We start from the raw sequence: 26,053 nt of genomic DNA, 5'->3' as shown, positions 1-26,053 counted from the left end.
GAAAGACATGAATGATGCGGCGGCCATGCCGTTTCAGGAACTGCTGGAGCACCTCGAGCGGCTTGCGAATGAATCCCTGCCGCTTTGGGGAGTGCCGGAAGGAGCGAAGGCGCGCCTGATCAACGTGTCAGAGAACGCGACCTATCTGGTTGAAGCGGACGGCTTCTGTTCGGTGCTGCGCATTCACCGGCCGGACTATCATAGCCGTCGCGGCATCGGACAGGAGCTTGCATGGTCGCAGGCCCTGGCCGCGGACCAGATGGTGCAGACCCCACCCCCTATCCCGGGGGTGAATGGCGAGCTGGTTCAGGAGGGGCATGTCGAGGGCCTTCCCGAAACACGCTTCATGGTGATGTTCACTTTTTCCCCCGGGCGTCAGCCCGACGAAAACGAGGACCTCACCGCGCCGTTCGAACAGCTCGGCGCCATCGCGGCGCATACGCATCTGCATTCCCAAGGCTGGCGAAAACCGGAACCGCTGGAACGTCTTGTCTGGGATGCCGAGGCGGTGTTCGGCCCGAAGGCAAACTGGGGGGACTGGCGGGACGCGCCGAATGTGACGCCGGAGATCCGTGAAATCCTGGAAAAAGCGGAGACGCTGATCTGCCGCCGGCTGGCCGCCTTCGGCAAGAGGCCGGACCGCTACGGCCTGATCCATGCCGACATGCGGCTGGCCAACCTGCTGATCGACGGCGATTCCACAACGCTGATCGACTTCGACGATTGCGGGCTCGGCTGGTTCCTCTACGACTTCGCCACCGGCGTCAGCTTCATCGAGGACCACCCCCAGGTGCCGGCCCTGCGCGAAGCCTGGGTGCGGGGATACCGCAGCGTGCGCGCCCTGTCTGCGGAGGAAGAGCACGAAATCGACACGTTCGTAATGCTTCGCCGCATGGCGCTGCTGGCATGGATCGGCAGCCATATCGACGCTCCCGAGCCGCAGGCCCTGGCGCCTCATTTCGCCGCGAACACCGCAAAACTGGCGAAGAATTATCTCGCCCATTTTTCGGCAGGCGCAGCGAGCCCGAAAGCTGCGGGCGAAATACGCGCAACGGTCGATGCGACCGCAGGAGACAAGCGATGAAGCTGGCCGTTTCCGGCGTTTCAAAGCACTTCCAGGGCGTGACCGCGGTGAACGACGTCACGCTGGAGTGCGCCTCTGGCGAGATCGTCGGCCTGATCGGACCGAACGGCGCCGGAAAGACCACGCTGCTCAACATGATCTCGTCCTTGCTCACGGTCGATGCGGGCACGATCACGCTTGGCGATCAGGCAGTCCACAATATCGGTCCCCGCCAGATCGCGCGGTCCGGCGTAGCGCGCACCTTCCAGAACATCCGCCTGTGCCCGAACCTGACAGTTCGGCAAAACATCGAGGTCGCCTATACGACTGCCCGGCGGCACAGGCGGCAGCGACTGGGACAGCTGACGATCGAGCGGCTCATGCACCAGCTCGGCATCGCACATTTCGCCGAGCACAAGGCCAGCGAGCTCGCCTACGGAACGCAACGCCGGGTCGAGATTGCGCGAGCGCTGGCGCTCGCCCCCGAGTTCCTTTTGCTGGACGAGCCCACGGCCGGCATGATCGAGAGCGAGACGAAGGAACTCATCGCCGCGATCATGGAAATCCGCGACTGGATGGGCTGCGGCGTGGTCGTCATCGATCACGACCTCTCCTTCATCACCACCGTTTGCGAACGAATCTATGTGCTCGACATGGGACGGCTGGTCGCTTCCGGCCCTCCCAGCGTGCTGCGCGACGATCCCAGAGTGGCGGAAATCTATCTGGGGCGAAAAGCCCGGCGGCAGGCGATACAGGCCGTGAACGGCCCTCCATCCCCGGCGTGACCCGTAACCGTTAGAGAAGGACCGAGACATGAAATCAAACCGACATCTGCTCTTCAGCATGGCTCTGGCCTGCGTTCTGCCCGCCGCGGCCATGGCCGACGATGAGGTGGTCATCGGCCACGTCGCCGCCGCGACAGGCGAGCTCGCGCCTTATGACAGCGTGACCGGCGTCCAATGCATGGTCGACATCGTCAACGAGAAAGGCGGCGTTCTGGGCGGACGTAAGCTCAAGCTTCTGACGAGAGACATGAAAAGCGACGCCGCGCTCGCCGGAACCGCGGCGCAGGAACTGATCGACGCCGGCGCCAGGGTATTGCTCGGTCCGCCCACCGACGATGGCCTGATTCCCATGGGCGTTATCGCCATGCCGCTTTCCATCCCCGTCATCTCGGTCGGCTCGACCCAGGTGCAGTGGCCCGCCGCGGTTCCGGGCGTCGCCTATCTCACCGCCTATGGCGACAACGCTTCAGCGGCCTCGGCTGCGGAATTCGCCGTCAAGCAGGGTTACAAGACCGCCCTCCTCATGATCTCCCATGATGTAGGCAGTTACTCCATCGCCACCCCGCGCTATTTCGGCGAAACTTTCGAGCATCTGGGAGGCAAGGTGGTCGGCGAATTGAACTGGAACCTCGGGACCAGCGACTATTCCCCGCAGATCACCCAGATCGCAGCGATGAACCCGCGACCGGACATGATCTTCTCGGCCTTCGTGATGCCCGACGGCGGCACCTTCATGCGGCAGGCCATGGCGGCAGGGCTCGATATTCCCGTTTTCGGCACCGACACGTTCGACGATCCCGCAATGCTGTCGGCGGCCGGTCCCGGCGGTTCGCTGATGAATCTCGGCTCGCACGGCTTCCCTTCCGAAGGCAGCGCGCTGAAGGCGTTCTATGACGACTGCGCCGCGCGCGGCTTCAAGATCGAGAACGTGTTCTTCGGGCTGGGCGGTGAAGCGGTGGAAATCGTGCGCCACGCCATCGAGACCGCCGGCAGCGACGATCCGGCCGCGATCAACGAAGCCATCGGCAATATCGAGAACATGAAAGGCGTCACGGCCGACTCCATCACCTTCAAGGATCGTGGCGGCGTGCCGTTGAAGGATGTCGTCATCGTCAAGGGCAACAACGGCCAGTTCGAGCTTGTCGACAGAATCATGCCGAACTGGGTCCCGGAAGCCGACTCCGACTGGAAGCCAGAGAATGCGGCCGAATGACGAACCAGAAGCCATGCTGGAATTGGATTCCGTCCGTGTCGAGTATGGCGCAGTCAAGGCGGTCCAGTCTGTCAGCCTAGATGTCAGGGAGGGCGAGGTGGTCGCCCTCCTTGGCCCCAACGGCGCAGGCAAGACCTCGCTCATCTCCGCCATCATGGGCGTCGTTCCCATCACGTCGGGGACCGTTCGCTTCCTGGGCAGGGACGTCACCTTGGCCTCGCCGGAGGAAAAGGTGCGAATGGGGATCGGGATTTCGCCGGAGGGCCGGCGAATCTTTGCAAACCTGACAGTGGCCGAGAATCTCCGGCTGGGCGCAAGCTCCCAGCCGGACAAGGCGATCCGGGAGCGGAACCAGCACCGGTATCTGGAGATGTTCCCGATCCTCAAGGAACGGTTCCACCAGAAAGCGGGAACGCTATCGGGAGGAGAACAGCAGCAGCTCGCGATTTCACGCTGCCTGATGGCCGGGCCGAAGATCGTCATGCTGGACGAGCCCTCGCTTGGGCTGGCTCCGGTGATCGTGGAGCGGATATTCGACCTGATCGCGGAATTGAAGGCCGCGCGGCTGACCATCCTGCTGGTTGAACAGAACGCCAACGAGGCGCTGGCCGTGGCCGACCGCGCCTATCTGATGCATTCGGGACGGCTTCGCTTCGAGGGGGAGGCCAGCAGGCTCCGGGAATCGGAAGATCTCATGAGCCACTATATGGGCCTTGCAGAGGCGCAATGAAAACCCTGTCGCGAAAAGCCCGCTGAAGGAAACCGAGTATGGAGTATCTTGCGCAACAAGTGCTGAATGCGTTCAGCATCGGCGGCAATTATGCGCTTCTGGCCCTGGGCCTCGCGATCGTCTTCAGTGTGATGAGGCTGGTGAACTTCGCTTATGGTGAAGTGATCGCGGTCGCCGGCTACGCCATGTTCGCGTTCTTTTCGCTCACCGGCGTCGATCACGGGCTGGTGCTCGTGCCTGTCGGCATCCTCGCCGCGATCGGCATCTCGATCGCACTGGAGCGGGTGGCGTTCCGGCCGGTCCGCTATGCACCGGCGGCGACCGGCCTGTTGACGGCGTTCGGCGTCAGCATCGTGATCCGCAACTTCTTCATCACCCTGGTCGCCACCCGCTCCAAGGCGGTGCCGACGCCGCAATGGCTGGGCCAGCATGTCGACATCGGCATTGCGCGCATCCAGCTTATCCAGATCGTCGAGACAACCCTGACGGCGCTGGCGTTGCTGCTGCTGGTCTTTATCCTGCGCCGCACCAATATCGGCCTCGCCATGCGGGCCGCCGCGCGGGATTTCGACATGGTTCGCATGGTCGGCATCAACGCCAACAAGGTGATCATGGCGGCTTTCGCGATTTCCGGCTTCCTCGCCGGCCTGGCGGCCATCTTCATCATCGCAAGGCGTGGCGTGGTCGATCCGTTCATGGGCTTCGGCCCCGTTCTGAAAGCGTTCGTCGCAGCCGTTCTGGGCGGCTTCGGTTCTCTTGGCGGGGCGGTGCTGGGCGGGTTCATACTCGGCGCGCTTGAAGTCTTCTTCCAGATCGCACTGCCCAGCAGCATCGCCGGCTACAGGGACGCCTTCGTATTCGCGCTGGTCTCCGTCATCCTCGTGTGGCGACCACAGGGATTGCTTGGCGTCAAACATCAGTTCGGGGACAAGGACGAATGATCAGGATACCGGGTTTCATCAAGGGCGCCGCGCTTACCGCGCTTCTCCCCATCATCATCGCCATCCTGGTCGTCACATTCGGCAGCGGCGCGCAGGAGCGCATCCTCAACCTGTTCCTCATAAACCTGATTCTGGTCGTGGGCCTTCAGATATTCATGGGCAATTCGAATATCGTGAACCTCGGACATATCAGCTTCATGGGTATAGCCGGATATGCAGCGGCCATCCTCACCATCCCTGTCGCCATCAAGAAGACGATTATCCCCAACGCACCATTCGGCCTGGCGACTTTCCAGCTCGGACCCGTGGAAGGGGCGATTCTGGCCATTCTGCTGGCCATGCTGGTCGCTTTGATCGTCGGTTTCGTCATCGTGCGCGAATCGGGAATCTCGGCCACGATTCTCACGCTCGCGCTTCTCGTCATCGTCCACACCATACTCGCCAACTGGGTGGAGCTTACGCGCGGCATGCGTGCGCTCTATGGCGTGCCCATGACGCTCAACACATGGCTGGTGCTGATCGTGGCGATCGCGGTGATCTTCTTCGGCCGCTGGTTTCGCGATTCTCCGCCCGGATTGCAATTGCGGGCGAGCGGTGAAAGCCTCGTCGCCGCTGAAAGCATGGGCGTCAATGTTCGCCTGCTGCGTCTGGTGGCATGGGTGTTGAGCGCCGGGGTCGTTGCGGCGGGCGGGGTGCTGTACGTCTATCTGATCGGTTCCATAAGTCCGAAAAGCTTCTATTTCGACACGACGCTGCTAACGCTCGCCATGTTGATTCTGGGAGGAATGAACAGCATTTCCGGAGCCGTGATCGGCGTCATTATCGTAACCGCCGGATTTGAGATCATGCGGTATTTTGAGAGCAGCCCGGTAATCTTCGGCGTCAAGCTGCCCGAGTTCCTCGGGCTGACCGGTTTTTTCCTGGGGCTTATCATTGTCTTGTCGATGGCCTTGCGCCCCAAGGGCATGGTGGGGAGCGACGAGATTGACGAAACCCTGCAGAGAAAATCGGGTTAATCGACAGGTCCCAGCCATCCGCCCTCCGGGCGACTCGGGAGATCGCACAGCGGCGGCGGCCTCCTCTCAGTTTCGCGACTGCCGGGGAAATTGGATGACGTCGCCGACGGGCCGGGCATGTTCGGCCGTCGCCACCATTTCGATCAGCAGGTCGAGCGCTTCACGCGCCTTGCAGCACGCCTCCTCATTTCCCCCGAGATAGTAATAGGCGCGTTCAAGATGCACGCGGGCCGCCGACAGGTCTCGTATCAAACTCATTCTCCATCAATGCCCGCCAGGCCCTTCATCGCACGGGCATGCGAACAGAGAGCAAAAAGCAGCATGCGAGTTTGAGTCAAATACGAGGAAAACGGCCGCCGCCACACGGCGCGGCGACCGTCGCTATTCGGCGCGGTCCGCCCGGCCCATCAGGATCTCGCGCTTGCCGACATGGTTCGGCGCGCCGACCAGCCCTTCCTTCTCCATGCGCTCGACCAGCGAGGCGGCGCGGTTGTAGCCGACGCCGAGGCGGCGCTGGATGTAGGAGGTCGAGCACTTCTTGTCGCGCATCACCACCTTCACCGCCTCGTCGTAGAGGCTGTCACCATCCTCGGACGCGATGGCGCCCTTGTCGAAGACTGCGCCGTCATCGACCTCCGGCTCTTCCTCATCCTCGTCAGCGGTGACCGTCTCCAGATATTCGGGGCGACCTTGCGTCTTGAGATGCGCGACAACCTGCTCGACCTCGTCATCCGAGACGAACGGGCCATGCACGCGGGCGATGCGACCGCCGCCGGCCATGTGCAGCATGTCGCCCTGCCCGAGAAGCTGTTCCGCGCCCTGCTCGCCCAGGATGGTGCGGCTGTCGATTTTCGAGGTGACCTGGAAGGAGATGCGGGTCGGGAAATTGGCCTTGATGGTGCCGGTGATGACGTCCACCGAAGGCCGCTGCGTGGCCATGATCAGATGGATGCCGGCGGCGCGCGCCATCTGGGCGAGGCGCTGGATGGCCCCTTCGATTTCCTTGCCGGCGACCATCATCAGGTCGGCCATCTCGTCGACGATGACGACGATATAGGGCATCGGCGCAAGATCGATCTCCTGCTCCTCGAAGACCGGCTCGCCGGTGCCCTTCTCGAAGCCGGTCTGCACCTGCATGACCACGACCTCGCCCTTGTCGCGGGCTGCGGCGGCGCGCTGGTTGTAGCCGTCGATATTGCGCACGCCGAGCTTCGCCATCTTGCGATAGCGATCCTCCATCTCGCGCACCGCCCATTTCAGCGCGGTCACCGCCTTCTTCGGGTCAGTCACGACAGGGGTCAGCAGATGCGGGATGCCGTCATAGACCGACAGTTCGAGCATCTTGGGGTCGACCATGATCAGGCGGCACTCCTCCGGCTTCAGCCGGTACAGAAGCGACAGGATCATGGTGTTGATGGCGACCGACTTGCCCGAGCCGGTGGTGCCGGCCACCAGCAGATGCGGCATCTTGGCAAGCTCGGCGATGACGGGTTCGCCGCCGATCGTCTTGCCGAGGCATACCGCCAGTTTGGCGCTGCTCTTGCGGAAGTCCTGCGATTCGATCATCTCGCGGAAATAGACCGTCTCGCGCGTTTCGTTGGGCAGTTCGACGCCGATGACGTTGCGGCCGGGCACCACGGCCACACGCGCCGAGATGGCCGACATGGAGCGCGCGATATCCTCCGCCAGATTGATGACGCGCGATGACTTCACACCTGGCGCGGGCTCGAACTCGTAGAGGGTGACGACCGGACCGGGGCGAACATGGATGATCTCGCCCTTGACGCCGAAATCCTCCAGAACGCTTTCCAGCAGATCCGCATTTTGCTCCAGCCGCTCCTGCGACATGTAATAGCCCTGCCCCTCAGGCGCTTCCTGAAGCAGTTCCTCGGACGGGAATTCATAGGCGCCGCCGGCCGCAACCTGCGCCACGCGTCCCGCTCGCGGCAGCGCTGGCGCACGCGGCGCAGGCATGGTGATCTCGACCGAGCGCGCAGCGCGGGCGGGCGTCGCTTCCGCCTCCACCTGAACGGCCCCGTCCTCTTCTCGCGGTTGCTCAACCTTTACTTTGGCCGGAACGGCGGCAGCTTCAACGACAGCGGCGGGCGTCTGCCGTACCGGCGTCGGTTCGGCTTCCTGTGGCTGCACGTCAAACGCCTTGCCGGTCACCGCGCATTCGATAACGCGATAAAGCGTGGTGATGTCGGCGTTCTGAAGCGCGGAAGGGGCGATGTGCGCCTTGGCCATGGGCGCGGGCCGGGTGCGGACAACGGGCGTGAAAGGCGCCGACGACGCCGGCGCGGGAGCAGCGACAGGAGCCATGGGAGTAGCTGCCGTGGGCATATCGACGGTGTTTTCAGCCGCGAACTCGAAGAAGGCATGATCCGAAATATAGGCCCAGCGTCCGGCTACCCCGGCATGCCCTCCGGAGGTCGCCACCGGCCGAACCGCCGGGGCGACCGGCTTCGGCTCGATGGTGCGGATGGGCTCGATGCAGCGTCCGGCCGCGACGGCCTGCCGCGCCGAAGCACGGGGCGTTTCGGCGGGTGCGGGCTTGCTGACTGTGGCGGGGACCGTCGCAACAGGAATGGAATTGGTCGACCCGTCATCGGCAGCGGCGGTTTCGTCAGCCGATTCTTCGCGCTCGTCATCATCGCGCAGCTTCCTGATCTCGCGATCCGGCGTGCGGGTGAAACGCACATTGGGAGCGAGGAAGAAATAGTTCTGGTAGGTGGGGCGGGCGAACTCGCCTTCCGGAGCGCCGAAGGTCGGGAACACGTCGCCATTGGCTTTCGGCTGGACGTAGCTCGCGCCAGTGCTTTGCAGGCCGACCATGCGCGGCCCCTCCAGACCCGGCTGCGGGCTCTCGCCCTGCGAAACCATGTCCGAAAAATTGGCCCGGGAAAGACGCATGGATGACATACTCAAGACTCGCCGATTGACTGCTCCCCAAGCAATAGGAAGCGACGGTTAACAGGTCCTTCCAGATTGGATCGAATGCGACGAATATCCCCATCGGCCACTATCTCCAGCCGACGCCGAAAGCATGCGTAACGTTCCGTTCACCTTGCTCGTAGTCGCTTTCGTATCCCATGCCGCCTATATGCTAGGGCAAGGAATCGGAATCACGACAAGGGGCGTGACCAGAATGGGGATGGATTCGGACACGCTTTTCTTCGCGGCCGGCATCTGCGCGACCGCTCTGGCCCTGACGATGCTGAGCGTATGGCTGCAGAACCGGATGGATCGGTTCCTGATCGGCTGGATGCTGGGCATGATGCTGCTTGGCGGCGGCGTTGTGATCTATTCGACCATACCTCTCCATATCGAGTCGATCACCGCCTTCGGGTTCCTGTTGCAGACGGCGGGTTTCGTGGCGGTGTACATCGCCGCCCGGCTGTTCGTCGGCAAGCCGGTCCAATGGCGACCGACCATCATGCTGGCCACGGGTCTTTCGCTTCCCATCGTCATCCTCATCGCGACGGGACTGAACGGCGTCGGCATCGCCGTCTACAATCTTGTGGCGGCGGCTCTCATCGTGATGACGGCGCGGCTTTACTGGAACGCACGGCGGGAAGCGCCGGTGTCGATTGTCGCCATCACGATCCTCTATCTGCTGACGGCGGTCTCCTTCCTGCTTTGCGGTTTCGTGTTGCTCCATGCGCATAGCTGGACACTGGAAGCCCGGCCCGACAACTGGGCGGAGAATCTCAACGCGATCATGGCGATTGCCGGCATAACCGGCATCGGCGCGCTGTCTATCGGGCTCAACCAGTCGAGAGTCGCGCGCCGCCATCGCATCGAAGCCCGAACCGACCCGTTGACCGGCATCCTGAACAGGCGCGCATTGCTCGACAGCCTGGCGCTCGACAAGCTTCAGCCCACCGACGCCGTGATCGTCTTCGATCTGGACAGCTTCAAATCCATCAACGACCGATACGGCCACCATACCGGCGACCGCATCCTGTGCCAGTTCGCGCTTGAGCTGCGCAACAACCTGCGCCAGGCGGATCTGGCGGCGCGCATGGGCGGCGAGGAATTTGTCATGGTGATCCGGCAGGCCAGCGTTCCGGCCTCCATCTCCATGGCGGAGCGCATCAGGTCCTCTTTCAAGGCGCAGCCGGTGCAGACCGGAGCCGGCCCGGTCATCTGCACCGCCAGCGCGGGAATCGCCATCACACTCGCCTCGGACGAGGGTTTCGAGAGCGTGTTCCTGCGCGCCGACGCCGCTCTCTACCGCGCCAAGAACAACGGCCGCGACCGGGTGATGACCGAATTGCAGGTCGTCGCCTGAAACGTTGCCGGACGGCGGCCTTTGACAGTTCGGACTGCATGCCTCAGTTTTCCGGGCGTTGACCACACAGGGAGAAGCATATGCGCATTTCGGGAGTGCTCATGGCAATCGCCGCCGCCGCCCTACTCAGCGGCTGCGTAACGGAATCCAGCTACAGGCAGGCGCAGGAGATCGTGCGCGGCAGCCCGGCGATGAAGCGGGACGCAATCAACGAATGCTATCGCGGGGCATCGCGCGCCACGCCTGCCCGCAAGGCGCAGATGGCGAAGATCATGAATGTCAGCCCGCGCAGCAATGTCGCGCGCACCTATTGCACGCGCGCCTTCAACGGCATCGCCAGCGGCCGCATCACCTATGAGGATTTCCGCACCAAGAGCCCCCGCTTCATCCGCGTGATCCAAGGCAGATGACAGCGACGGGAAAGGCTGCCCGGCTGCATTTGCCGGGACAGCCGGAAGCGTTCCGGCTTGAAGCGCGCCGCGATCTTTCAGATTCGCTCCCTACGCTTTAAGCTCTTGTTTTTACGCATGTCGTTGGCCCGAAACCGGTTCCCACTTTCGGGCGACATGCTCTACTTGATGCCGGCGCGCATGAAGCTCTGCACGAACTGGCGCTGGAACAGCAGGAAGCCGATCAGCAGCGGCGCGGAGGTCATCAGCGTCGCGGCCGAGATCACGCTCCACTGCACGCCTTGATCCGGCGAGGCGAACACCTGAAGGCCGACGGTGAGCGGGCGCGTGGTCACCGAATTGGTGATCACCAGCGGCCACAGGAGATTGTTCCAGTGGTAGCTGACCGAGACCAGACCATAGGCGACATAGATCGGACGGGCGAGCGGCACATAGACCTTGAGCAGGACCGCCAGCGGCCCCGCGCCCTCCACGCGCGCGGCGTCGTCCAGTTCCTTCGGCACGGTGAGAAAGGTCTGGCGCAACAGGAAAATGCCGAAGGCGGACGCCATGTAGGGCAGGCCCATGGCCACCACCGTATCGACTAGCCCGAGCTTGGAGATGGTGCGGTAGTTCTCCACCATCAGCACTTCCGGCATGATCATGAGCTGGATCAGCACCAGCATGAACACAACCGTCTTGCCTCGGAATTCGTAGCGGGCGAAGGCATAGGCGGCCAGGGTGCAGACCACGAACTGGCACACCAGGATGGTGGTGATCAGCGCGAAGGTGTTCAGGAAGTAGCGCGCGAAGGGCGCTGCGTTCCAGGCGTCGACGAAGTTCTGCAACGTTACCGGCGCGAACAGCTCGAAGCGCACCTCGTAGGCCGGCGGATGCACCGCCATCCACACGGCGTAGAACAGCGGCAGGATCCACAGGAGCCCCAGCAGGTAGCAGGCCCCGATTTCCAGAACCCTCCAGAACGAGGCTTCACGGGTGTGGTGGGACAGGGTCATGGCGCTCATTTGTAGTGCACCTTGCGATCGAGGACACCGAACTGGACGAAGGCCAGCAGGGCAAGCGCGGCGAGCAGGACGACAGTCAGCGCCGAGGCGTAGGCCGCATCCCAGAAGCGGAACGCGACGTTGTAGACGTAGTAGAGCAACAGCGTGCTGGCGTTGTCCGGTCCGCCCCGGGTCATGACGATGACATGGTCGATCAGCCGGAACGAGTTGATGATGGCGTTGATCATCACGAACAGCGTGGTCGGCATCAGAAGGGGGAAGGTCACGCGCCGGAAGAAATACCAGCGGCTCGCGCCTTCAAGGGCCGCCGCCTCCGACAGCGTCGGGCTGATCTGCTGCAGGGCGGCCAGATAGAAGATCATGAAGAAGCCGGCTTCCTTCCAGATCGCCAGCACCATCAGGCTGCCGAGCACCGTGTCGGGATCGCCCAGCCAGTTGCGCTCATGAAAGCCGAACAGGCCGAGGAACTGGTCGATGAGGCCATAGCCCGGCGTGTAGAAGAACAGCCAGATGTTGGCGACGGCGATCATCGGCAGAACGGTCGGCAGGAAAAAGGACATGCGCAGCAGCGCACGGCCGCGAATGGCGGAATTGACGATCACCGCCATCAGCATCGACAGCGCGATCGCCGCTGGCACCGTGCCCAGCGCATAGATCGCATTGTTCTTCAGCGCCGCCATGAAAACCGGATCGCTCAGCATGTTGCTGTATTGGTCCAGGCCGACGAACCGCGCCGGCCGGTTGCCGCGCGGCGTGCGATAGAAGCTGTTGATGAAGGTCATCACCGCCGGAATGTGCGTAAAGGCGGCAAGCAGCACCGTGGCCGGCAGAAGCAGCAGCCAGGGCGCCACCATGTTGTTCGTCTTCTTCACCGGCCAACCTTTCTCGGCTTATTTCGACAGGCGCAGGCCACGGGACACATCGCGCCCCGTGGCCCGACAGAAAATCAGTCGCGATAGTCTTCCAGGATGCGGTCCGCTTCCTTCTGGGCGTCGGAAAGCGCCTGTCCGGGCTCCTTCCTGGCCGTCAGGGACGCCTCGATGGCGTCATCGATGACGCGCGAGATGCGCTGGTTCTCATGCGTGGACAGCTCCGGCACCATGTACGGGATCTGTTCATGCGGCACGAGCGCGCCGGGGAACTCGGCGACATAGGCCTTCATGGCGTCGGTTGCCCAGGCATCCTCGCGCGCGGCGATGTAGCCGGTCTTGATGCTCCATTCGGCGGCCTGCTCGGGCGAGGACAGCCACTTGACGAACTGGAAGGCGGCCTCCTGCTTATCTTGCGACACGCCGTTGAAGATATAGGCGTTGCCGCCGCTGGTCGGCGCGCCGCGCTTCTTGTGCTCGGGCAGGATCTGCACGCCGAAGGGGAATGGCGCGTTGGTCTTGATGTTGGTGAGATTGCCGCTGGTGGTGGTGATCATTGCGGCGCGGCCCTCGAAGAAGTCCTTCGGGTTGGTCGCCCATTCGATGACGCCCGGCTTCATCACCTTGTGCTTGTAGGCGAGATCGACCCAGTATTGCAGCGACTCCACGACTTCAGGCGAGTCGAAATAGGTCTGCGCGCCGGTTTCGTCGGCGATCTTGCCGTCGTTCTGGGCGACATAGCCCTGCAGCAGCCAGTATGAGGTCAGCGAGGACGGCACCTGCATGCCCCAGCGGCTGACATTGCCGTCGGCTTCGCGTTTGGTCAGCTTCGTGGCGAATTCGACCACCTCTTCCCAGTTCTGCGGCCCTTTTTCCGGGTCGAGACCAACTTCGCTGAACGCGTCCTTGTTCCAGAAAAACAGCGTGGTGCCGCGCTGGAACGGAACGCCCCACGTCTTGCCGTCATGCTCGCTGTTGACCATGAACACCGGAAAGAATCCGTCCAGCCACGCCTTGTCCTCGTCGGTCTTGACGAAGTCGTCGAAGGCGACGATCGCGTCCTCGTCGATCAGCGTGTACATGTCGGTCGACAGCATGACCGCGACTTCCGGCGGCTGGCCGGCGCGGTAGGCGGTGAGCGCCTTGCTGATCGTCTCGGGATAGGTGCCCGAATAGACCGGCTTCACCTTGATGTCGGGATATTGCGCCTCGAAGCGGGCGATCAGGTCCTCGACGATGCTCGCCACCGGCCCGCCGATGGCGACGGGATAGTAGAAACTGATTTCGACAGGCGCCGCCTGCGCAGCGCCGGCGCTTAACATGGCCACGCTGGCCAGCGCGCCCTTGATCCATGAAGTCCATGATTTCATTGTATTTCCTCCCGTGAAAAAATCGAGTTTCGATACGGCGGGCCGCCAGGAACAGACGGCTTCGCCGGGTTACTTGACGGCCCGCAGAGCCAACGCCTCGCCCGCACCAGAGGCGGACACCAGCGCCTTGCGTTCGACACGCTCACTCGTTTCCTTGTCGAAGACGTGCATGGCCTCGGACTTCCAGTCTAGGCCGACGGAATCGCCGACCGCGTACCGGCGCACACCATCGACACGCACCTGCAGGAGCTGGTCGCCGACCAGACATTCCAGGATGCTGTCAGCGCCATGATAGTCGATCGACTGCACGATGGCCGACATGATGCCGGTCGATTCGATGCGGATTTCCTCTGGGCGCAGGCCAAGCAGCAGGCCCGAACCTTCGCCCTCGACCAAAGCCGGACCGTTCGCTCCCTTGACGACAGCACCGTCCGGTCCGTCCGCCAGTTCGACCAGATTCATTGGCGGCGTGCCGATGAAGCGGGCGGCGAAGGCGGTCGCCGGACGCAGGTAGAGCTCGGCAGGCGTCGCCTTCTGCTCGATCCTGCCATTGCGCATGAGGATAACCTGATCGGCAAGGCTCATCGCCTCAATCTGGTCATGGGTGACATAGACCATGGTCATGCCGAGCGACTTCTGGATGGAGCGGATTTCCTTACGCATCTCGTGGCGAAGCTGGGCGTCGAGATTGGAAAGCGGCTCGTCCATCAGGCAGACCGGGGCCTCGGCGACGATGGCGCGACCGAGGGCCACGCGCTGCTGCTGGCCACCCGACAATTGCGAAGGCTTGCGATCGAGAAGATGGGAAAGGCCGAGAATATCCACGGCGCGCTGCAAGCGGCGGGAACGTTCGGCCGCGGGCACCTTGCGCACCTTCAGACCGAAAACGATGTTCTCCGCAACGCTCAGATGCGGGAACAGCGCATAGGACTGGAAAACCATAGCGAGGTCGCGCCGCGCCGGCGGCTCGTTGGTGACGTCGCGGCCACCGATGCGGATCGCGCCGGAACTGGCGCTTTCAAGACCGGCGATGAGGCGCAGCGTCGTCGACTTGCCGCAGCCGGAGGGCCCCAGAAGCACCGTCAGCGTGCCCGCCTCGACCGTGAAGGAAACATCCTGCACCGCATTGAAGGTGGCCCAGCTCTTGTTGAGGCTGGCGATTTCGATCCCCGACATTCCGGTTCTCCTCCGTGGGATGCGGCAACGGACGCTGACGGTCTGGCGCACAAAGCGTGCCTGCGTCGCAATCTCTGAAATCGAAAATATTGAACTATTCTATCAAGGTCAATACATTTGTACAAATCTGCAAAATATGCAAAAAGCGCAGCGGCGCAATGCCTTCCATGGAGAACCCGATGAGTCCGTTCCGCATCCTGCACATATCCGACACCCACCTGTCGCCGCGCACCGAGCATTTTCGCCAGAACAACGAGGAGATGATCGCGCCGCTCAAGGCTTCCGATCACGACTACATCGTGCACACCGGCGACATCACGCTGGACGGCATCCGTTTCGAGGAGGACTACACCTTCTGCCGCGACTTCCTCGCCCGCGCGGGAAAGGACATCCTCTATATTCCCGGCAACCACGACATCGGCGACAATCCGAACCTGTCCAGGCCGGAAGAGGAGAAGGGCAGCCGGATCAATGCCGGCCGCCTCGCCCGCTACAAGCGCTACTACGAGAGGGATCGCTGGTCCTTCGATCGCGACGGCTGGCGCATCATCGGCGTCAACTCCATGCTGATCGGCTCCGGCCTGCCGGAAGAGCAGGAGCAATTCGCCTGGCTGGAAGAGCAGCTCGACACTCTTGGCGACCTTCATCTGGCGGTGTTCAGCCACCAGCCTCTGTTCATCGACGCGCCGGAGGTGACCGAACTCACCTACTGGACCGTGGACCCGAGCGGCACGGAGCGGCTGCGCAGGCTCATCAACCACCCCTCGCTCAAGTTCATCGGCAGCGGCCATCTGCATCAGCAACGCTCGCGCGCCTATGGCCAGATCCGGCTGGAATGGTGCTCCTCGATCGCCTTCACCACCCGCGAGGAGCTGGTGCCGGAAATGGGCGGCACGCGTCTCGTCGGCTATCTGGAGCACAGCTTCCACCCCGACGGCCGTGTCGAAACCACGGTGCGCACGCTGGACAGCTTCACCAACAACTATCTCGACGACGTGATCGAGACGGTCTACCCGAAATACTGACGTCAGGAGGCCTCCGTTCCCGACCCGGGCAGGAGCGGAGGCTTTTCTTCAAAACCCCTTTCAGGCGGTTTCCAGTTCGTGCAGCGCGCCTGCGGGCACTTGCGCGTTGCCGAACCAGTTGAGGCAGGTGACGGCGGCGTAACCGCTGTCGATCAGGCCGTTCTCGTCTTCCCCGGTGGTGAAGTAGTTGCGGTCGGCCAGCGGCTCGATGCGCGCCGAAACCGCATCTTCCTCGTGGATGATGACGCGCGTCGCCACCTTGTCGCGACCGATGCGGGCGGCGCGCATGGGGGCGGGCACCCGGCGCGGCAGGTTCACGTTCAGCCAGTGACCTTCACTGGCCCATTCACCGCGCGTTTCCCAGAAGGCGCGGATGCGCGCCGACAGCCAGTCGAAACCGGCGTTGGAAAAAGTTTCGCTGTCACGCGGCGCGGAGAAGGCGATGCCGGGAATGCCGTTCAGCGCCGCCTCGCGCGCCACCGCCATGGTGCCCGAATAGGACACATCCTCAGCCACGTTGCGCCCCTCGTTGATGCCGGAAAGCACCAGATCGGGCCGGCCGCCGTCACGGAACACCCAGTTCAGGCCGGCCAGCACGCAGTCGGCCGGCGTGCCGCTGCACGCAAAGCGCCGGTCGGCCACGCGGCTGACGGAAAAGCCGCTGCGCAGGCTGATGCAATGGCCGAAACCGCTGCGGTTGCCGTCCGGCGCAATGACCCAGACATCATCGCTCAGGCGCAGAGCGGCCTCTTCCAGAGCCCTGATGCCGGGAGCCTCGATCCCATCGTCGTTCGAAATCAAAATGCGCATGAAATCCTGTCCCTGTTCCAGCCACGGCCGTGCACGGCCGCAATACCCACCGCATCCGCAGCGCTTTCCGCACTGCAATAGAACATTTATTGCAAACTGGGAATAATTGTTCAATATTGGAACGAACGAGACCACATAAATCGTGCACCTATGTGTTACGAGCGGATTCCACTTTGCGTTGAATTCGGCTATCTGCCCTCCGAGGAGGAGAAGACCATGGCCCGCACCGCCACTCGCCAGAAGAAGACGAAGTTTCAGTCCGATCAGGACGAGCTGAAGCTGCGCGCGGCATGGCTCTATTTCATCGAGGGACTGACGCAGGAGCAGGTGGCCCAGCATCTGGGCATAAGCCGCATCAAGGCGCTGCGGCTGCTCGCCGCCACGCGCGAGGACGGCACGGTGCAGATTTCCATCAACGCGCAGGCCGAGCCCCTGCTCAAGCTGCAGCGGGCGCTGGAGCGGCATTTCGGGCTGTTCGAGGCGATCGTCGCGCCGGCCCAGGATCAGTCGGAGACGAGCATCGCCGCCGTGGTCGGCCACGCCACCGGACGTTACATCTCCGAGCGCGTCAGCGACGGGCTGACGATCGGGGTCGGCTGGGGCGCGACGCTGGCGGCCTGCATGAACTCGCTGAGCTGGCGCGAGGTCGACAACATGACGGTGGTGTCGCTTCTGGGTGGCCTCACCCACGCGGCCGCCCACAATCCCTCGGCCGTGGCGTGGCGGCTGGCGGAATTCTACAAGACCGAGCTGTTCCAGATCACCGCCCCGATCTTCGTGCCGCATGAGGAACTCGCTGCCGCGCTGTGGGAGCTTCAGGACCTCAGGCAACTCCGGCAGCGGGCGTGCGAGGTGGACATGGCGCTGCTTTCCGTCAGCGACATCAGCAAGCAGGCCTCGATCTTCCGGCGCGGCATCCTGTCATGGGAAGAGGGTCAGAGCCTCAAGGACGCGGGCGGCGTCGGCGACGTGCTCGGCCGCTTCGTCGACGCCGAAGGCGAGGTGATCGATCATCCGGTCAATCGGCGCGCCATGTCCATCAATCCGGCTGACATCCGCAAGGTGCCGAAGGTCATCATCTCCTCGGGCGGCGCGCGCAAGATCCACGCGATCCGCGCCGGCATCGCCGCCACCAACGCCAAGGTGCTCATCACCGACGAAGTGGCGGCGCAAGCCCTTCTTGAGCTACCCCCGCTCGGCTAGCTGTTTAGCTCAGGGCCGCCGCCACAGCATCGGCGATCTGGCGGATGAGCTTATCGTCCTCCGCCGGGCGCTCCTTGCGCGACGCCACCAGACAGGCCTGCGAGCGCAGGATCACCCCGTCGCCCAGAACCTTGAGATGATTGGCGCGCAAGGTGGAGCCAGTCGAGGTGATGTCGACGATGACATCGGCCGATCCCGCCGCCGGAGCGCCCTCGGTGGCGCCGAGGCTTTCGACGATGCGATAGACCTGAATGCCATGTTTGCCGGAAAAGAACTGCTGCGTCAGCCGCCAGTATTTGGTGGCGATGCGCAGCCGCCTGCCATGGCGCTGACGGAAATCGGCGGCCACATCGTCGAGATCGGCCATGGTGTCGACATCGAGCCACATGTCCGGCACGGCCACGACCACATCGGCGTGACCGAAGCCGAGGCGGGCGACGATCTCGGCGCGGCTCTCCCAGTCCGCCAGATTCTCGCGCACCAGATCCTCGCCGGTGACGCCCAGGTCGATGCCACCGCTGCCGATCTCGCCCGAAATCTCGGAGGCCGACATGAACACGACCTCAATGTCCTCACGCCCTTCGACATGGGCATGATAGCGGCGGTCGTCCTCCGGCAGGCTGACGGCGAGCCCGGCCCGCGCCAGCACTTCCAGCGTCTTTTCCTTCAACCGCCCCTTGGAGGGAATGGCCAAGGTTACGCTCATGCCAGCACCTCCCTCAGCGATTCCACCCGGTCGAGCCACACGGAGAAGCCGACGCCGGGGATAGGCTGGCGCGCGCCGAGCAGCGTCAGCAGCCGGTCGTAGCGGCCGCCGCCGGCGAGCGGGCGATCATCACCGTTTTCCACGCCGATCTCGAACACCAGCCCGGTATAATAATCGAGCGGGCGGCCGAAAGCCGCGTCGTAGCGCACCGCTTCGGAGGCCAGACCGCGACCGGCGATGGCCTCGGCGCGCGCCGCGAAAAGGTCCAGCGCCGCGCCAAGCTCCAGCCCGGCATCGGCGGAAAATTCGCGCAACGCAGCCGTCGCCCCGGCGAGCGGCGTGTCGATGGCGAGAAAATCCTTGAGCGCGGCGAAGGCGTCGTCCGACAGGCGCACGCTGCGCAATTGCACCTTCTCGATCAGCCGGCGGGCGATCTCGGCCGGCGTGCGGCCAGCGGAAAGCGGCAGGCCTGCCTGCTGCATGCCCCTGGCGATCTGGTCGGCCAGCCCTTCGGCGTCGCCATCGACGGCCAGTAACGCCACAGGCCCGGCAAGCTGGCCGTTGCGCGGCGGGTTTGCGAGGTCGGCAAGGGCCGCCTCCAGCATGGCGTGCGAACCGAAGGCGCGGGCCAGCCGCATACGCCAGCCGCGCGGCAGGCCAAGCGCGGCCAGCACCGCCTCGAACACAGACTGGTCGCCGACCGTCACCTTGAGCGAAGCGCCAGGAACGGCCTGCGCCAGCAGTTCATGCGCATCGGCCACCAGCCGCGCATCGGCCGCAGCCGTATCGGTTTCGCCGAGATCCTCGATGCCGGCCTGGAAGAATTCGTTCGACCCGTCGCGGCGCTGGCGGAACACCTCGCCCAGATAGCCGTAGCGGCGCGGCGTGCCGGACTGGCTGGCGATGTGGTCGAGGCAGACGGGAATGGTGAATTCCGGCCGCAGGCAAAGCGCCTGCCCGGTCTCGCTCTCGGTGAGAAAGATGCGCCGGCGCAGATCCTCGCCGGCAATGTCGAGAAACGGGTCCGCCGGCTGCAACACGCCGACCTCGACCAGATCGACGTTCTTGGCCGCAAACAGCGCCTTCACATCACCCGCGACGGAGGGGGAGCGCGAAGTCATCGCCGTTCCTCAATAATGGCCACGCTCATCGCCCGGCCCTGTCGGCTGCCTGTGCGTGGAGAATCTTCTCCACCTCGGCGACCAGATCGGTTTCCGCGACGGTGACCTGCGCGGGCCGCGCGGCGCGCCATTCGGCATTGTCGGAGATTTCAGCCGACATGCGCGCGCCTTCGATCAGATCCTTGATCTGGACCTCGCCATTGGCGCGCTCGTCGCCGCCCTGGATGACCGCCACCGGGCAACCGCGCCGGTCGGCATATTTGAGCTGCGCCTTCATGCCCGCGCCGCCGAGATACATCTCTGCGCGGATACCGGCCTTGCGCAGGTCCGCCACCATCTTCTGGTAGCGGCCAAGGCTTTCCATGTCCTTGTCCATGACCAGCACCACCACCGGCTGGACGACATCCGACATGTCGAGCTTGCCGAGGTTCTTCAGCGCCGTCATCAGGCGCGAAACGCCGATGGAGAAGCCCGTGGCCGGCACCGGCTCGCCACGGAAGCGCGACACCAGCCCATCATAGCGGCCGCCGCCGCCGACCGAGCCGAAGCGCACGATCTTGCCGTCCTCGTTGGGAATTTCGGCCAGCAGCTCGGCCTCGTAAACGGGGCCGGTGTAATATTCGAGCCCGCGCACCACGGACGGATCGATCTTGACGCGGCCGTCATCATAGCCGGCTGCGGCAACCATGGCGCCTATGTCGGCCAGTTCCCGCACGCCTTCCTCGCCGCGCGCCGAGCCGGCGACGGCGTCACCCATAGCGGCCAGCGCGCCGGCAAGATCGTCGCCGGTGGAGGAGGTCAGAAGCAGCACGCGATCCGCCTGCGCTTCATCCAGCCCCGCACCCTTGGTGAAATCGCCGCTCTCATCGAGGCGACCCTTGCCGAGCAGATCGCGCACGCCGTCCTCGCCCACCTTGTCGAGCTTGTCGACGGCGCGCAGCACGGTCAGGCGGCGGCCGGCGTTAGCCTCGCCGCCGAGGCCGATGGCCTCCAGCACGCCGTCCAGCACCTTGCGGTTGTTGACGCGGATGACGTAGTCGCCACGCACTATACCCAGCGCCTCCATCACATCGGCCATCATCATCGCCATTTCGGCGTCCGCAGCTACGCCCGGCGTACCGACCGTATCGGCGTCGAACTGCATGAACTGGCGGAAGCGCCCCGGACCCGGCTTCTCGTTGCGGAACACCCAGCCCGAACGATAGGAGCGGAAGGGCTTCGGCAGCCGCTCGTAGTTCTCGGCCACGAACCGGGCCATCGGCGCGGTCAGGTCATAACGCAGCGACAGCCATTGCTCGTCATCGTCCTGGAAGGAGAAGACGCCCTCGTTCGGCCGGTCCTGATCCGGCAGGAATTTTCCCAGCGCATCGGTGTATTCAATCAGCGGCTGGTCGGCGGGCTCGAAGCCGTAGAGTTCGTAGACCTCGCGAATCTTCGCCACCATCCTGTCGACGGCCCTGATGTCCTCGGGGCTGCGGTCGACAAGGCCGCGCGGCAGGCGCGCTTTCATCTTTTCCGGTCGTTCGGCCATGATGGGTACTCTGCGGTTCGGGCATGAAAAATCGTGCGGCGGGCTTTCGCCGCGCCGCGCGCTGTCCTAACCGATGCCGCATCCAGCGGCAAGGGCGGGTTGCTTTCAGCCGGGTCTCCGGAAGCGGGCGCGCTCGGCCTCGACCTCGGCGCGGCAGGCGCAGCCTTCTATATGATCGTTGACCATGCCCATGGCCTGCATGAAGGCATAGACCGTGGTGGGACCGACGAAACTCCAGCCGCGCTTTTTCATCTCCTTTGAAAGGCGGGTCGAAACGGCGGTCGTCGGGTTGGCACGCAGATGGGCAAGATCCACCACCGCCGGCCGCTCTTGCGGGGCGGGCTCGAACTTCCAGAAGAAGGCCGCCAGCGATCCCGTCTCATCCGCCAGTTCGCGGGCGCGGCGGGCGTTGTTGATGGTGGAGACGATCTTGCCGCGATGGCGCACGATGCCCGTATTGCCCAGCAGGCGCTCGACATCGGCCTCGGTGAACTCGGCCACCCGCCCGAAATCGAAGCCGGCGAAGGCCTCGCGAAAATTCTCGCGCTTGCGCAGAATGGTCAGCCAGGACAGGCCGGACTGGAAGCCCTCCAGGCAGATCTTCTCGAACAGGCGGCGGTCGTCCGCCACCGGGCGGCCCCATTCATGGTCGTGATAATGGATGTAGTCCGGCAGGTTGCCATGCCAGAAGCAGCGATTCACGCCGTCGGGACCGGTGATGATGCCGTCTCTTTCACTCATGCGACACGTCCGTTGATGCGGGGTTCGGGTGCTTTACCGGCCCTTTACCAGATTCCTGAACCGCCGGATAACCATACCGGAAGCTTTACTGACAAAACCGCGTCCGACGCATCGGCGATTCACCTTTCGGTTGTCCTTGGCGAGCAGGATCGCGCCATGACCGGAAGGTGTTTCCGGCCGCCGAACGTGTTGCGAGAGTGCGTCACATGAAACGATCCCTTCTTCTGTTTGCCTGCATCGCCGGCGCGCTCTCCATGAGCTTCTCGCCGGCGCTGGCCAACGATCGCTATATCGAGCGCCCGCCGGTGCGGGTCAGCCCGGACCTTGCCGCGCCATGGCTTCTGCAACTCGGTCAGGCCCCCGGCAGCGCAAGGCGCGCAGCGCCGGAGCAGCGGCGCGTCCAACGCACGCAGCCCGCCCCGCGCGCGACGGGCCAGACTCAGCAGCGCCAGCGCGGCGTGCAAACGCAGCCTGCGCGGGTGCAGCGGGCGTCCGCGCCGAGAACCGTGCAGAAGCGCACCGTGCGCCCGCAGATCAATCCGATCTACCTGCCGCAGGTCGTCAACTATGACGGCAAGCACAAGCCGGGCACCGTCATCATCGATACGCGCGACAACTTCCTCTATCTGGTGGAAAAGAACGGCAAGGCGCGCCGCTATGGCGTCGGCACCGGCAAGCCGGGCTTCGAATGGGCCGGCACCCACAAGGTGACCCGCAAGGCCGAATGGCCGGACTGGCGTCCGCCTGCCGAAATGATCAGGCGTGAGAAGGCCAAGGGCCGCCATCTGCCGAGTTTCGTGGCCGGCGGCGTCGAAAATCCGCTCGGCGCGCGCGCGCTCTATCTGGGTTCGACGCTCTATCGCATCCACGGCACCAACCAGCCATGGACCATCGGGGCGGCCGTCTCGTCCGGCTGCATCCGGATGCGCAACGAAGACGTGGTCGACCTTTATGGCCGCGTGCCGGTTGGCGCGACGGTCGTTGTCATGTAGAAGCATTTCCCAACAACGGGGGACGGGCCGTGTCGGGGGACGTGGCCAGTCGCAGAAAGGGCAGCCGGCGAGAAGCCGCGCTGCCTTTTCTGTTTTTCATTGCAGCGTAGCTTCAGGTACGCTTTTCGGCCTTGCACCGCCATAAGCCCAGTCGAGCAGTTCGACGGTGTGCACCACCGGCAGTTTCGCGGCGGAAGCGATCTGGGTGATGCAGCCGATATTGCCGGTGGCGACGAGCGCAGCGCCTGTGGCTGTGATGTTCTTCACCTTGCGGTCGCGCAATTGCGTCGAAATCTCCGGCTGGAGAATGTTGTAGGTGCCGGCCGAGCCGCAGCACAGATGTCCCTCGCGCGGCTCCTTCACCACGAAACCCGCCTTCGCCAGCAGCGCCTTCGGCTGGCGCGTGATCTTCTGGCCGTGCTGCATGGAGCAGGCCGAGTGATAGGCGACCACCGTGCCCGGTTTCACGGCAGGTTCCGGCAGGTCGAGCATATCGAGATATTCGGTCACGTCCTTCGCCAGCGCCGAGACCCGCGCCGCCTTGTCGGCGTAAGCCGGGTCGAGCCGTAGCATGTAGCCGTAATCCTTGATCGTCGTGCCGCAGCCGGAGGCGGTGATGACGATGGCGTCGAGCCCGCCTTCGTCGATCTGGCGCATCCACGCATCGACATTGCGGCGCGCGAAATCCAGCGCTTCGTTTTCGCGGCCCATATGGTGCACCAGCGCCCCGCAGCAGCCCTCGCCCGGCGGCGCCACGACCTCGACGCCCAGCCGGTTGAGAAGCGAGATGGCGGCATCGTTGATGCCGGGATCGAGCACCGGCTGGGCGCAGCCGGTGAGGATGGCGACGCGCCCGCGCTTTACGCCTGTGCCCCGATGCACGCCCGGCACGGCGGTCGATGAGGCACGCGGAACGCTGGCCGGGGCCAGTTTCAGCATCGCCGCCAGCGGCTTCAGCGCCGCGCTGCGCTCAAACAGGCCGGCGAAGGGCTTGCCCAGCTTCGCCAGTTTCAGCGCCGCGCGAAACCGCGTCGGATAGGGCAGAACGGCGGCGAGAACGGCGCGGATCATCCTGTCCGCCAGCGGACGCCTGTAGGTCTGTTCGATATGGGCGCGCGCATGATCGACCAGATGCATGTAGTTCACGCCGGACGGGCAGGTCGTCATGCACGACAGGCAGGAGAGACAGCGATCGATATGGGTGACGATCTCGCGATCGGCGGCCCTGCCCCCCTCCAGCATGTCCTTTATCAGGTAGATGCGGCCGCGCGGGCTGTCGAGTTCGTTGCCGAGCGTCACATAGGTGGGACAAGTGGCCGTGCAGAAACCGCAATGCACGCATTTGCGCAGGATCTTCTCCGATTCCGCCACCTGCGGATCGGCGAGCTGTTCGGGAGTGAAATGGGTTTGCACGGGCTTTCCGTCCTTCGTCAGTTGCCGAGCAGCCAGCTTTGCGGGTCCCGGACCGGCTGGCCGCGCTGCAAGGCCTGCATGCCGACGACGCAGCGGGCGATGAACCAGACGGCGACCGCCAGCATCAGCAGGAAGCCGATCCCGACGATCATCAGGACGACCGACACCAGCGCATAAAGCAGCCCGATCCAGAAGGTGCGGATCAGGAAGGTGTAATGGCTCTCGACATAGGCGTCCGCCTTGCCGCGGTTGATGTAGGCGATCACCAGCCCGGCCAGTCCGCTGATGCCGATCACCAGCCCCAGCAGATACAGGATATAGATCACCAGCGCGTTGGTGGGCCCCGGTTCCAGCCAGCGGTCGGTCTGGCGCGGCTGCGGCCCTGTATTGGTGTCGCTCATATCTATGCTCCCTCCATCGTCCGTGCCGGTGCTGACGCCATGCGCCCCGGATTGAGAATGTTTTTCGGATCGAACTCGGCCTTCAGCCGTGCCGACAGGGCGGCGAGCGCCGGCGGCTGCGGCTCGAATACCGGGATCGCGGCGCGCTGTTCGGGCGTCGCGCGCACCAGCGTGGCATGGCCGCCGCCGCATTTCCTCACTAGCGACCGCACCAGTTCGGCTTCCGGATCGCCGGCCGCCATGGCGAGCCAGATCAGCCCGCCCTGCCAGTCGTAAAAAGCCTCGACCGCCGCCTGCATGCGCAAGGCCATCACCATGTTGTGGCCATCAGCCGGCGGCATGGACACACGCCATACCGGCATATGCGGCGCGGCCGCGAAAGGAACGCAATCGCGCACTTCCCGCCACAGCGCGCGCGAGGCCTCCGCCTCGATTTCCTGCATTGGCCCGGCTTTCGCCAGAAGCCCCTTCAGCAGCCGGACGCGATAGGCGACGGACGGCCCGAAACCTTCCACACGCAACAGGGTCGCCGGATCGCTGCCGAGCGTCCCGCCGGCGACACGGGTCACGGCCGGATAGGGCAGATGCGCGGCCCCGGACACTTCGGCGCTGGAGCCGAGCGCCAGCGACATGGCCGCCACCGCGCTGTCGTCGAGCAGGCCGCCGACCACCAGCGTCGTTTCACTTTCCGCCGCCGGCAGCACCTTGAAGGTGACGTCGGTTGCCACGCCCAGCGTGCCCCAGCTATTGGCCATCAGCTTGGAAAGATCGTAACCGGTGACGTTCTTGACGACGCGTCCGCCGGATTTGAACGCTTCGCCACGTCCGGAAACGGCATGGACGCCGAGGATGTGGTCGCGCGCAGCGCCCGCCTTCAGCCGCCTCGGCCCGCTCAGATTGGCCGCAAGCACGCCCCCGATGGTGCCCCGCCCCGGCTCCTGTCCCAGCAGCGGACCATAATCCAGCGGCTCGAACGCAAGCTCCTGCCCGCGCGCCGCCACCGCCGCCTCGATCTGGACCAGCGGCGTACCGGCTTTCGCAGACAGCACAAGCTCTTCCGGCTCATAAAGCGTGATGCCGGACAGGTCCGACAGGTCGAGCATATGCCCGGCCCCGACCGCGCCGCCAATGGCGCGCTTGGAACCATGACCGACGATTTCCAGCGGTTGCTCTTCAGACACCGCCCATTGCACGATTTCCAGAATTTCCGCGCCCGCGTCAGGTGTGAAAGTGGTCATC

At 64.2% G+C, this 26,053-nt stretch carries 25 protein-coding genes; 11 read left to right on the top strand and 14 right to left on the bottom strand.

Annotation, left to right across the window (positions count from 1 at the left end):
• Positions 1-7 precede the first annotated feature (7 nt).
• Genes ABID44_RS10130 through ABID44_RS10105 form a run of 6 tightly spaced genes read left to right on the top strand, consistent with a single transcriptional unit; the run spans position 8 to position 5,748 of the window.
• Complete coding sequence (locus ABID44_RS10130; protein WP_354151588.1) at positions 8-1,084, top strand: phosphotransferase enzyme family protein; 1,077 nt, start codon at positions 8-10, stop codon at positions 1,082-1,084.
• Complete coding sequence (locus tag ABID44_RS10125; RefSeq protein WP_354151587.1) at positions 1,081-1,848, top strand: ABC transporter ATP-binding protein; 768 nt, start codon at positions 1,081-1,083, stop codon at positions 1,846-1,848. Before ABID44_RS10130 ends, ABID44_RS10125 begins: the two co-directional genes overlap by 4 nt.
• A 28-nt stretch (positions 1,849-1,876) precedes the next feature.
• Positions 1,877-3,061, top strand: a complete 1,185-nt coding sequence (locus tag ABID44_RS10120; protein WP_354151586.1) for an ABC transporter substrate-binding protein — start codon at positions 1,877-1,879, stop codon at positions 3,059-3,061.
• Between the two features lie 13 nt (positions 3,062-3,074).
• Positions 3,075-3,791 carry an ABC transporter ATP-binding protein gene (locus tag ABID44_RS10115; protein WP_354151678.1) on the top strand — a complete coding sequence of 239 codons (717 nt, stop codon included), beginning with the start codon at positions 3,075-3,077 and terminating at the stop codon, positions 3,789-3,791.
• A gap of 38 nt (positions 3,792-3,829) precedes the next feature.
• Positions 3,830-4,732 (top strand): branched-chain amino acid ABC transporter permease, encoded by a 903-nt coding sequence (locus ABID44_RS10110; protein WP_354151585.1) that lies wholly within the window; start codon positions 3,830-3,832, stop codon positions 4,730-4,732.
• Entirely contained in the window at positions 4,729-5,748 is a 1,020-nt protein-coding gene (locus ABID44_RS10105) for a branched-chain amino acid ABC transporter permease (protein WP_354151584.1), read from the top strand. Before ABID44_RS10110 ends, ABID44_RS10105 begins: the two co-directional genes overlap by 4 nt.
• Before the next feature lie 66 nt (positions 5,749-5,814).
• Here ABID44_RS10105 and ABID44_RS10100 read toward each other — a convergent pair whose 3' ends face one another.
• Both ABID44_RS10100 and ABID44_RS10095 read right to left on the bottom strand, forming a co-directional pair.
• Entirely contained in the window at positions 5,815-6,006 is a 192-nt protein-coding gene (locus ABID44_RS10100) for a hypothetical protein (RefSeq protein WP_354151583.1), read from the bottom strand.
• A 123-nt stretch (positions 6,007-6,129) separates the two neighbouring features.
• Positions 6,130-8,631 carry a DNA translocase FtsK gene (locus ABID44_RS10095; protein ID WP_435521458.1) on the bottom strand — a complete coding sequence of 834 codons (2,502 nt, stop codon included), beginning with the start codon at positions 8,629-8,631 and terminating at the stop codon, positions 6,130-6,132.
• Between the two features lie 265 nt (positions 8,632-8,896).
• Here ABID44_RS10095 and ABID44_RS10090 point away from each other — a divergent pair, with 265 nt between their 5' ends.
• Together ABID44_RS10090 and ABID44_RS10085 are read left to right on the top strand one after the other, a co-directional pair.
• Positions 8,897-10,042, top strand: a complete 1,146-nt coding sequence (locus ABID44_RS10090; RefSeq protein WP_354151582.1) for a GGDEF domain-containing protein — start codon at positions 8,897-8,899, stop codon at positions 10,040-10,042.
• An 80-nt stretch (positions 10,043-10,122) separates the two neighbouring features.
• Positions 10,123-10,452, top strand: coding sequence for a hypothetical protein (locus ABID44_RS10085; protein WP_354151581.1), 330 nt, complete (start codon positions 10,123-10,125; stop codon positions 10,450-10,452).
• A 161-nt stretch (positions 10,453-10,613) separates the two neighbouring features.
• Here ABID44_RS10085 and ABID44_RS10080 read toward each other — a convergent pair whose 3' ends face one another.
• From ABID44_RS10080 to ABID44_RS10065, 4 genes are all read right to left on the bottom strand, one after another.
• Complete coding sequence (locus ABID44_RS10080) at positions 10,614-11,456, bottom strand: carbohydrate ABC transporter permease (RefSeq protein ID WP_378226862.1); 843 nt, start codon at positions 11,454-11,456, stop codon at positions 10,614-10,616.
• Positions 11,453-12,310: a carbohydrate ABC transporter permease gene (locus ABID44_RS10075; RefSeq protein WP_354151675.1), complete on the bottom strand. Its 858-nt coding sequence runs from the start codon at positions 12,308-12,310 to the stop codon at positions 11,453-11,455. Before ABID44_RS10075 ends, ABID44_RS10080 begins: the two co-directional genes overlap by 4 nt.
• A gap of 92 nt (positions 12,311-12,402) precedes the next feature.
• On the bottom strand, positions 12,403-13,695 hold the full coding sequence (locus ABID44_RS10070) for an ABC transporter substrate-binding protein (RefSeq protein ID WP_354151580.1): 1,293 nt from the start codon (positions 13,693-13,695) through the stop codon (positions 12,403-12,405).
• 69 nt (positions 13,696-13,764) lie between these two features.
• Entirely contained in the window at positions 13,765-14,871 is a 1,107-nt protein-coding gene (locus tag ABID44_RS10065; RefSeq protein WP_354151579.1) for an ABC transporter ATP-binding protein, read from the bottom strand.
• 179 nt (positions 14,872-15,050) lie between these two features.
• Here ABID44_RS10065 and ABID44_RS10060 point away from each other — a divergent pair, with 179 nt between their 5' ends.
• The gene (locus ABID44_RS10060) at positions 15,051-15,896 is read left to right on the top strand and encodes a metallophosphoesterase family protein (protein WP_354151578.1); all 846 of its coding nucleotides are present in this window, start codon (positions 15,051-15,053) and stop codon (positions 15,894-15,896) included.
• A gap of 60 nt (positions 15,897-15,956) precedes the next feature.
• Here ABID44_RS10060 and surE read toward each other — a convergent pair whose 3' ends face one another.
• On the bottom strand, positions 15,957-16,706 hold the full coding sequence (gene surE / locus ABID44_RS10055; protein ID WP_354151577.1) for a 5'/3'-nucleotidase SurE: 750 nt from the start codon (positions 16,704-16,706) through the stop codon (positions 15,957-15,959).
• A gap of 216 nt (positions 16,707-16,922) precedes the next feature.
• On the opposite strand from surE, the gene ABID44_RS10050 reads away from it, so the two are divergent.
• Positions 16,923-17,909 (top strand): sugar-binding transcriptional regulator, encoded by a 987-nt coding sequence (locus tag ABID44_RS10050; RefSeq protein WP_354151576.1) that lies wholly within the window; start codon positions 16,923-16,925, stop codon positions 17,907-17,909.
• Positions 17,910-17,913: 4 nt separating this feature from the next.
• Here the strand turns inward: ABID44_RS10050 and hisG are convergent, their stop codons facing one another.
• From hisG to ABID44_RS10030, 4 genes are all read right to left on the bottom strand, one after another.
• On the bottom strand, positions 17,914-18,615 hold the full coding sequence (gene hisG / locus ABID44_RS10045; protein WP_354151575.1) for an ATP phosphoribosyltransferase: 702 nt from the start codon (positions 18,613-18,615) through the stop codon (positions 17,914-17,916).
• Positions 18,612-19,736, bottom strand: a complete 1,125-nt coding sequence (locus tag ABID44_RS10040) for an ATP phosphoribosyltransferase regulatory subunit (RefSeq protein WP_354151574.1) — start codon at positions 19,734-19,736, stop codon at positions 18,612-18,614. Before ABID44_RS10040 ends, hisG begins: the two co-directional genes overlap by 4 nt.
• A 25-nt stretch (positions 19,737-19,761) precedes the next feature.
• On the bottom strand, positions 19,762-21,267 hold the full coding sequence (gene hisS / locus ABID44_RS10035; RefSeq protein WP_354151573.1) for a histidine--tRNA ligase: 1,506 nt from the start codon (positions 21,265-21,267) through the stop codon (positions 19,762-19,764).
• Positions 21,268-21,372: 105 nt separating this feature from the next.
• Entirely contained in the window at positions 21,373-22,008 is a 636-nt protein-coding gene (locus tag ABID44_RS10030; RefSeq protein WP_354151572.1) for a DNA-3-methyladenine glycosylase I, read from the bottom strand.
• A 206-nt stretch (positions 22,009-22,214) separates the two neighbouring features.
• On the opposite strand from ABID44_RS10030, the gene ABID44_RS10025 reads away from it, so the two are divergent.
• A complete protein-coding gene (locus ABID44_RS10025) occupies positions 22,215-23,000 on the top strand; it encodes a L,D-transpeptidase (protein ID WP_354151571.1) in 786 nt (261 codons plus the stop codon).
• A 96-nt stretch (positions 23,001-23,096) separates the two neighbouring features.
• Here ABID44_RS10025 and glcF read toward each other — a convergent pair whose 3' ends face one another.
• From glcF to ABID44_RS10010, 3 genes are read right to left on the bottom strand one after another with little or no spacing between them, the layout of a single operon-like run.
• Complete coding sequence (glcF, locus tag ABID44_RS10020; protein ID WP_354151570.1) at positions 23,097-24,413, bottom strand: glycolate oxidase subunit GlcF; 1,317 nt, start codon at positions 24,411-24,413, stop codon at positions 23,097-23,099.
• Positions 24,414-24,430: 17 nt separating this feature from the next.
• Positions 24,431-24,814 carry a DUF4870 family protein gene (locus tag ABID44_RS10015; protein ID WP_354151569.1) on the bottom strand — a complete coding sequence of 128 codons (384 nt, stop codon included), beginning with the start codon at positions 24,812-24,814 and terminating at the stop codon, positions 24,431-24,433.
• Between the two features lie 2 nt (positions 24,815-24,816).
• Complete coding sequence (locus ABID44_RS10010) at positions 24,817-26,052, bottom strand: FAD-binding protein (protein WP_354151568.1); 1,236 nt, start codon at positions 26,050-26,052, stop codon at positions 24,817-24,819.
• Position 26,053 lies beyond the last annotated feature (1 nt).

Source organism: Aquamicrobium ahrensii, from assembly GCF_040545755.1.
Classification (GTDB): Bacteria; Pseudomonadota; Alphaproteobacteria; order Rhizobiales; family Rhizobiaceae; genus Mesorhizobium; species Mesorhizobium ahrensii.
This window is presented reverse-complemented; position numbering and strand designations above follow the sequence as displayed.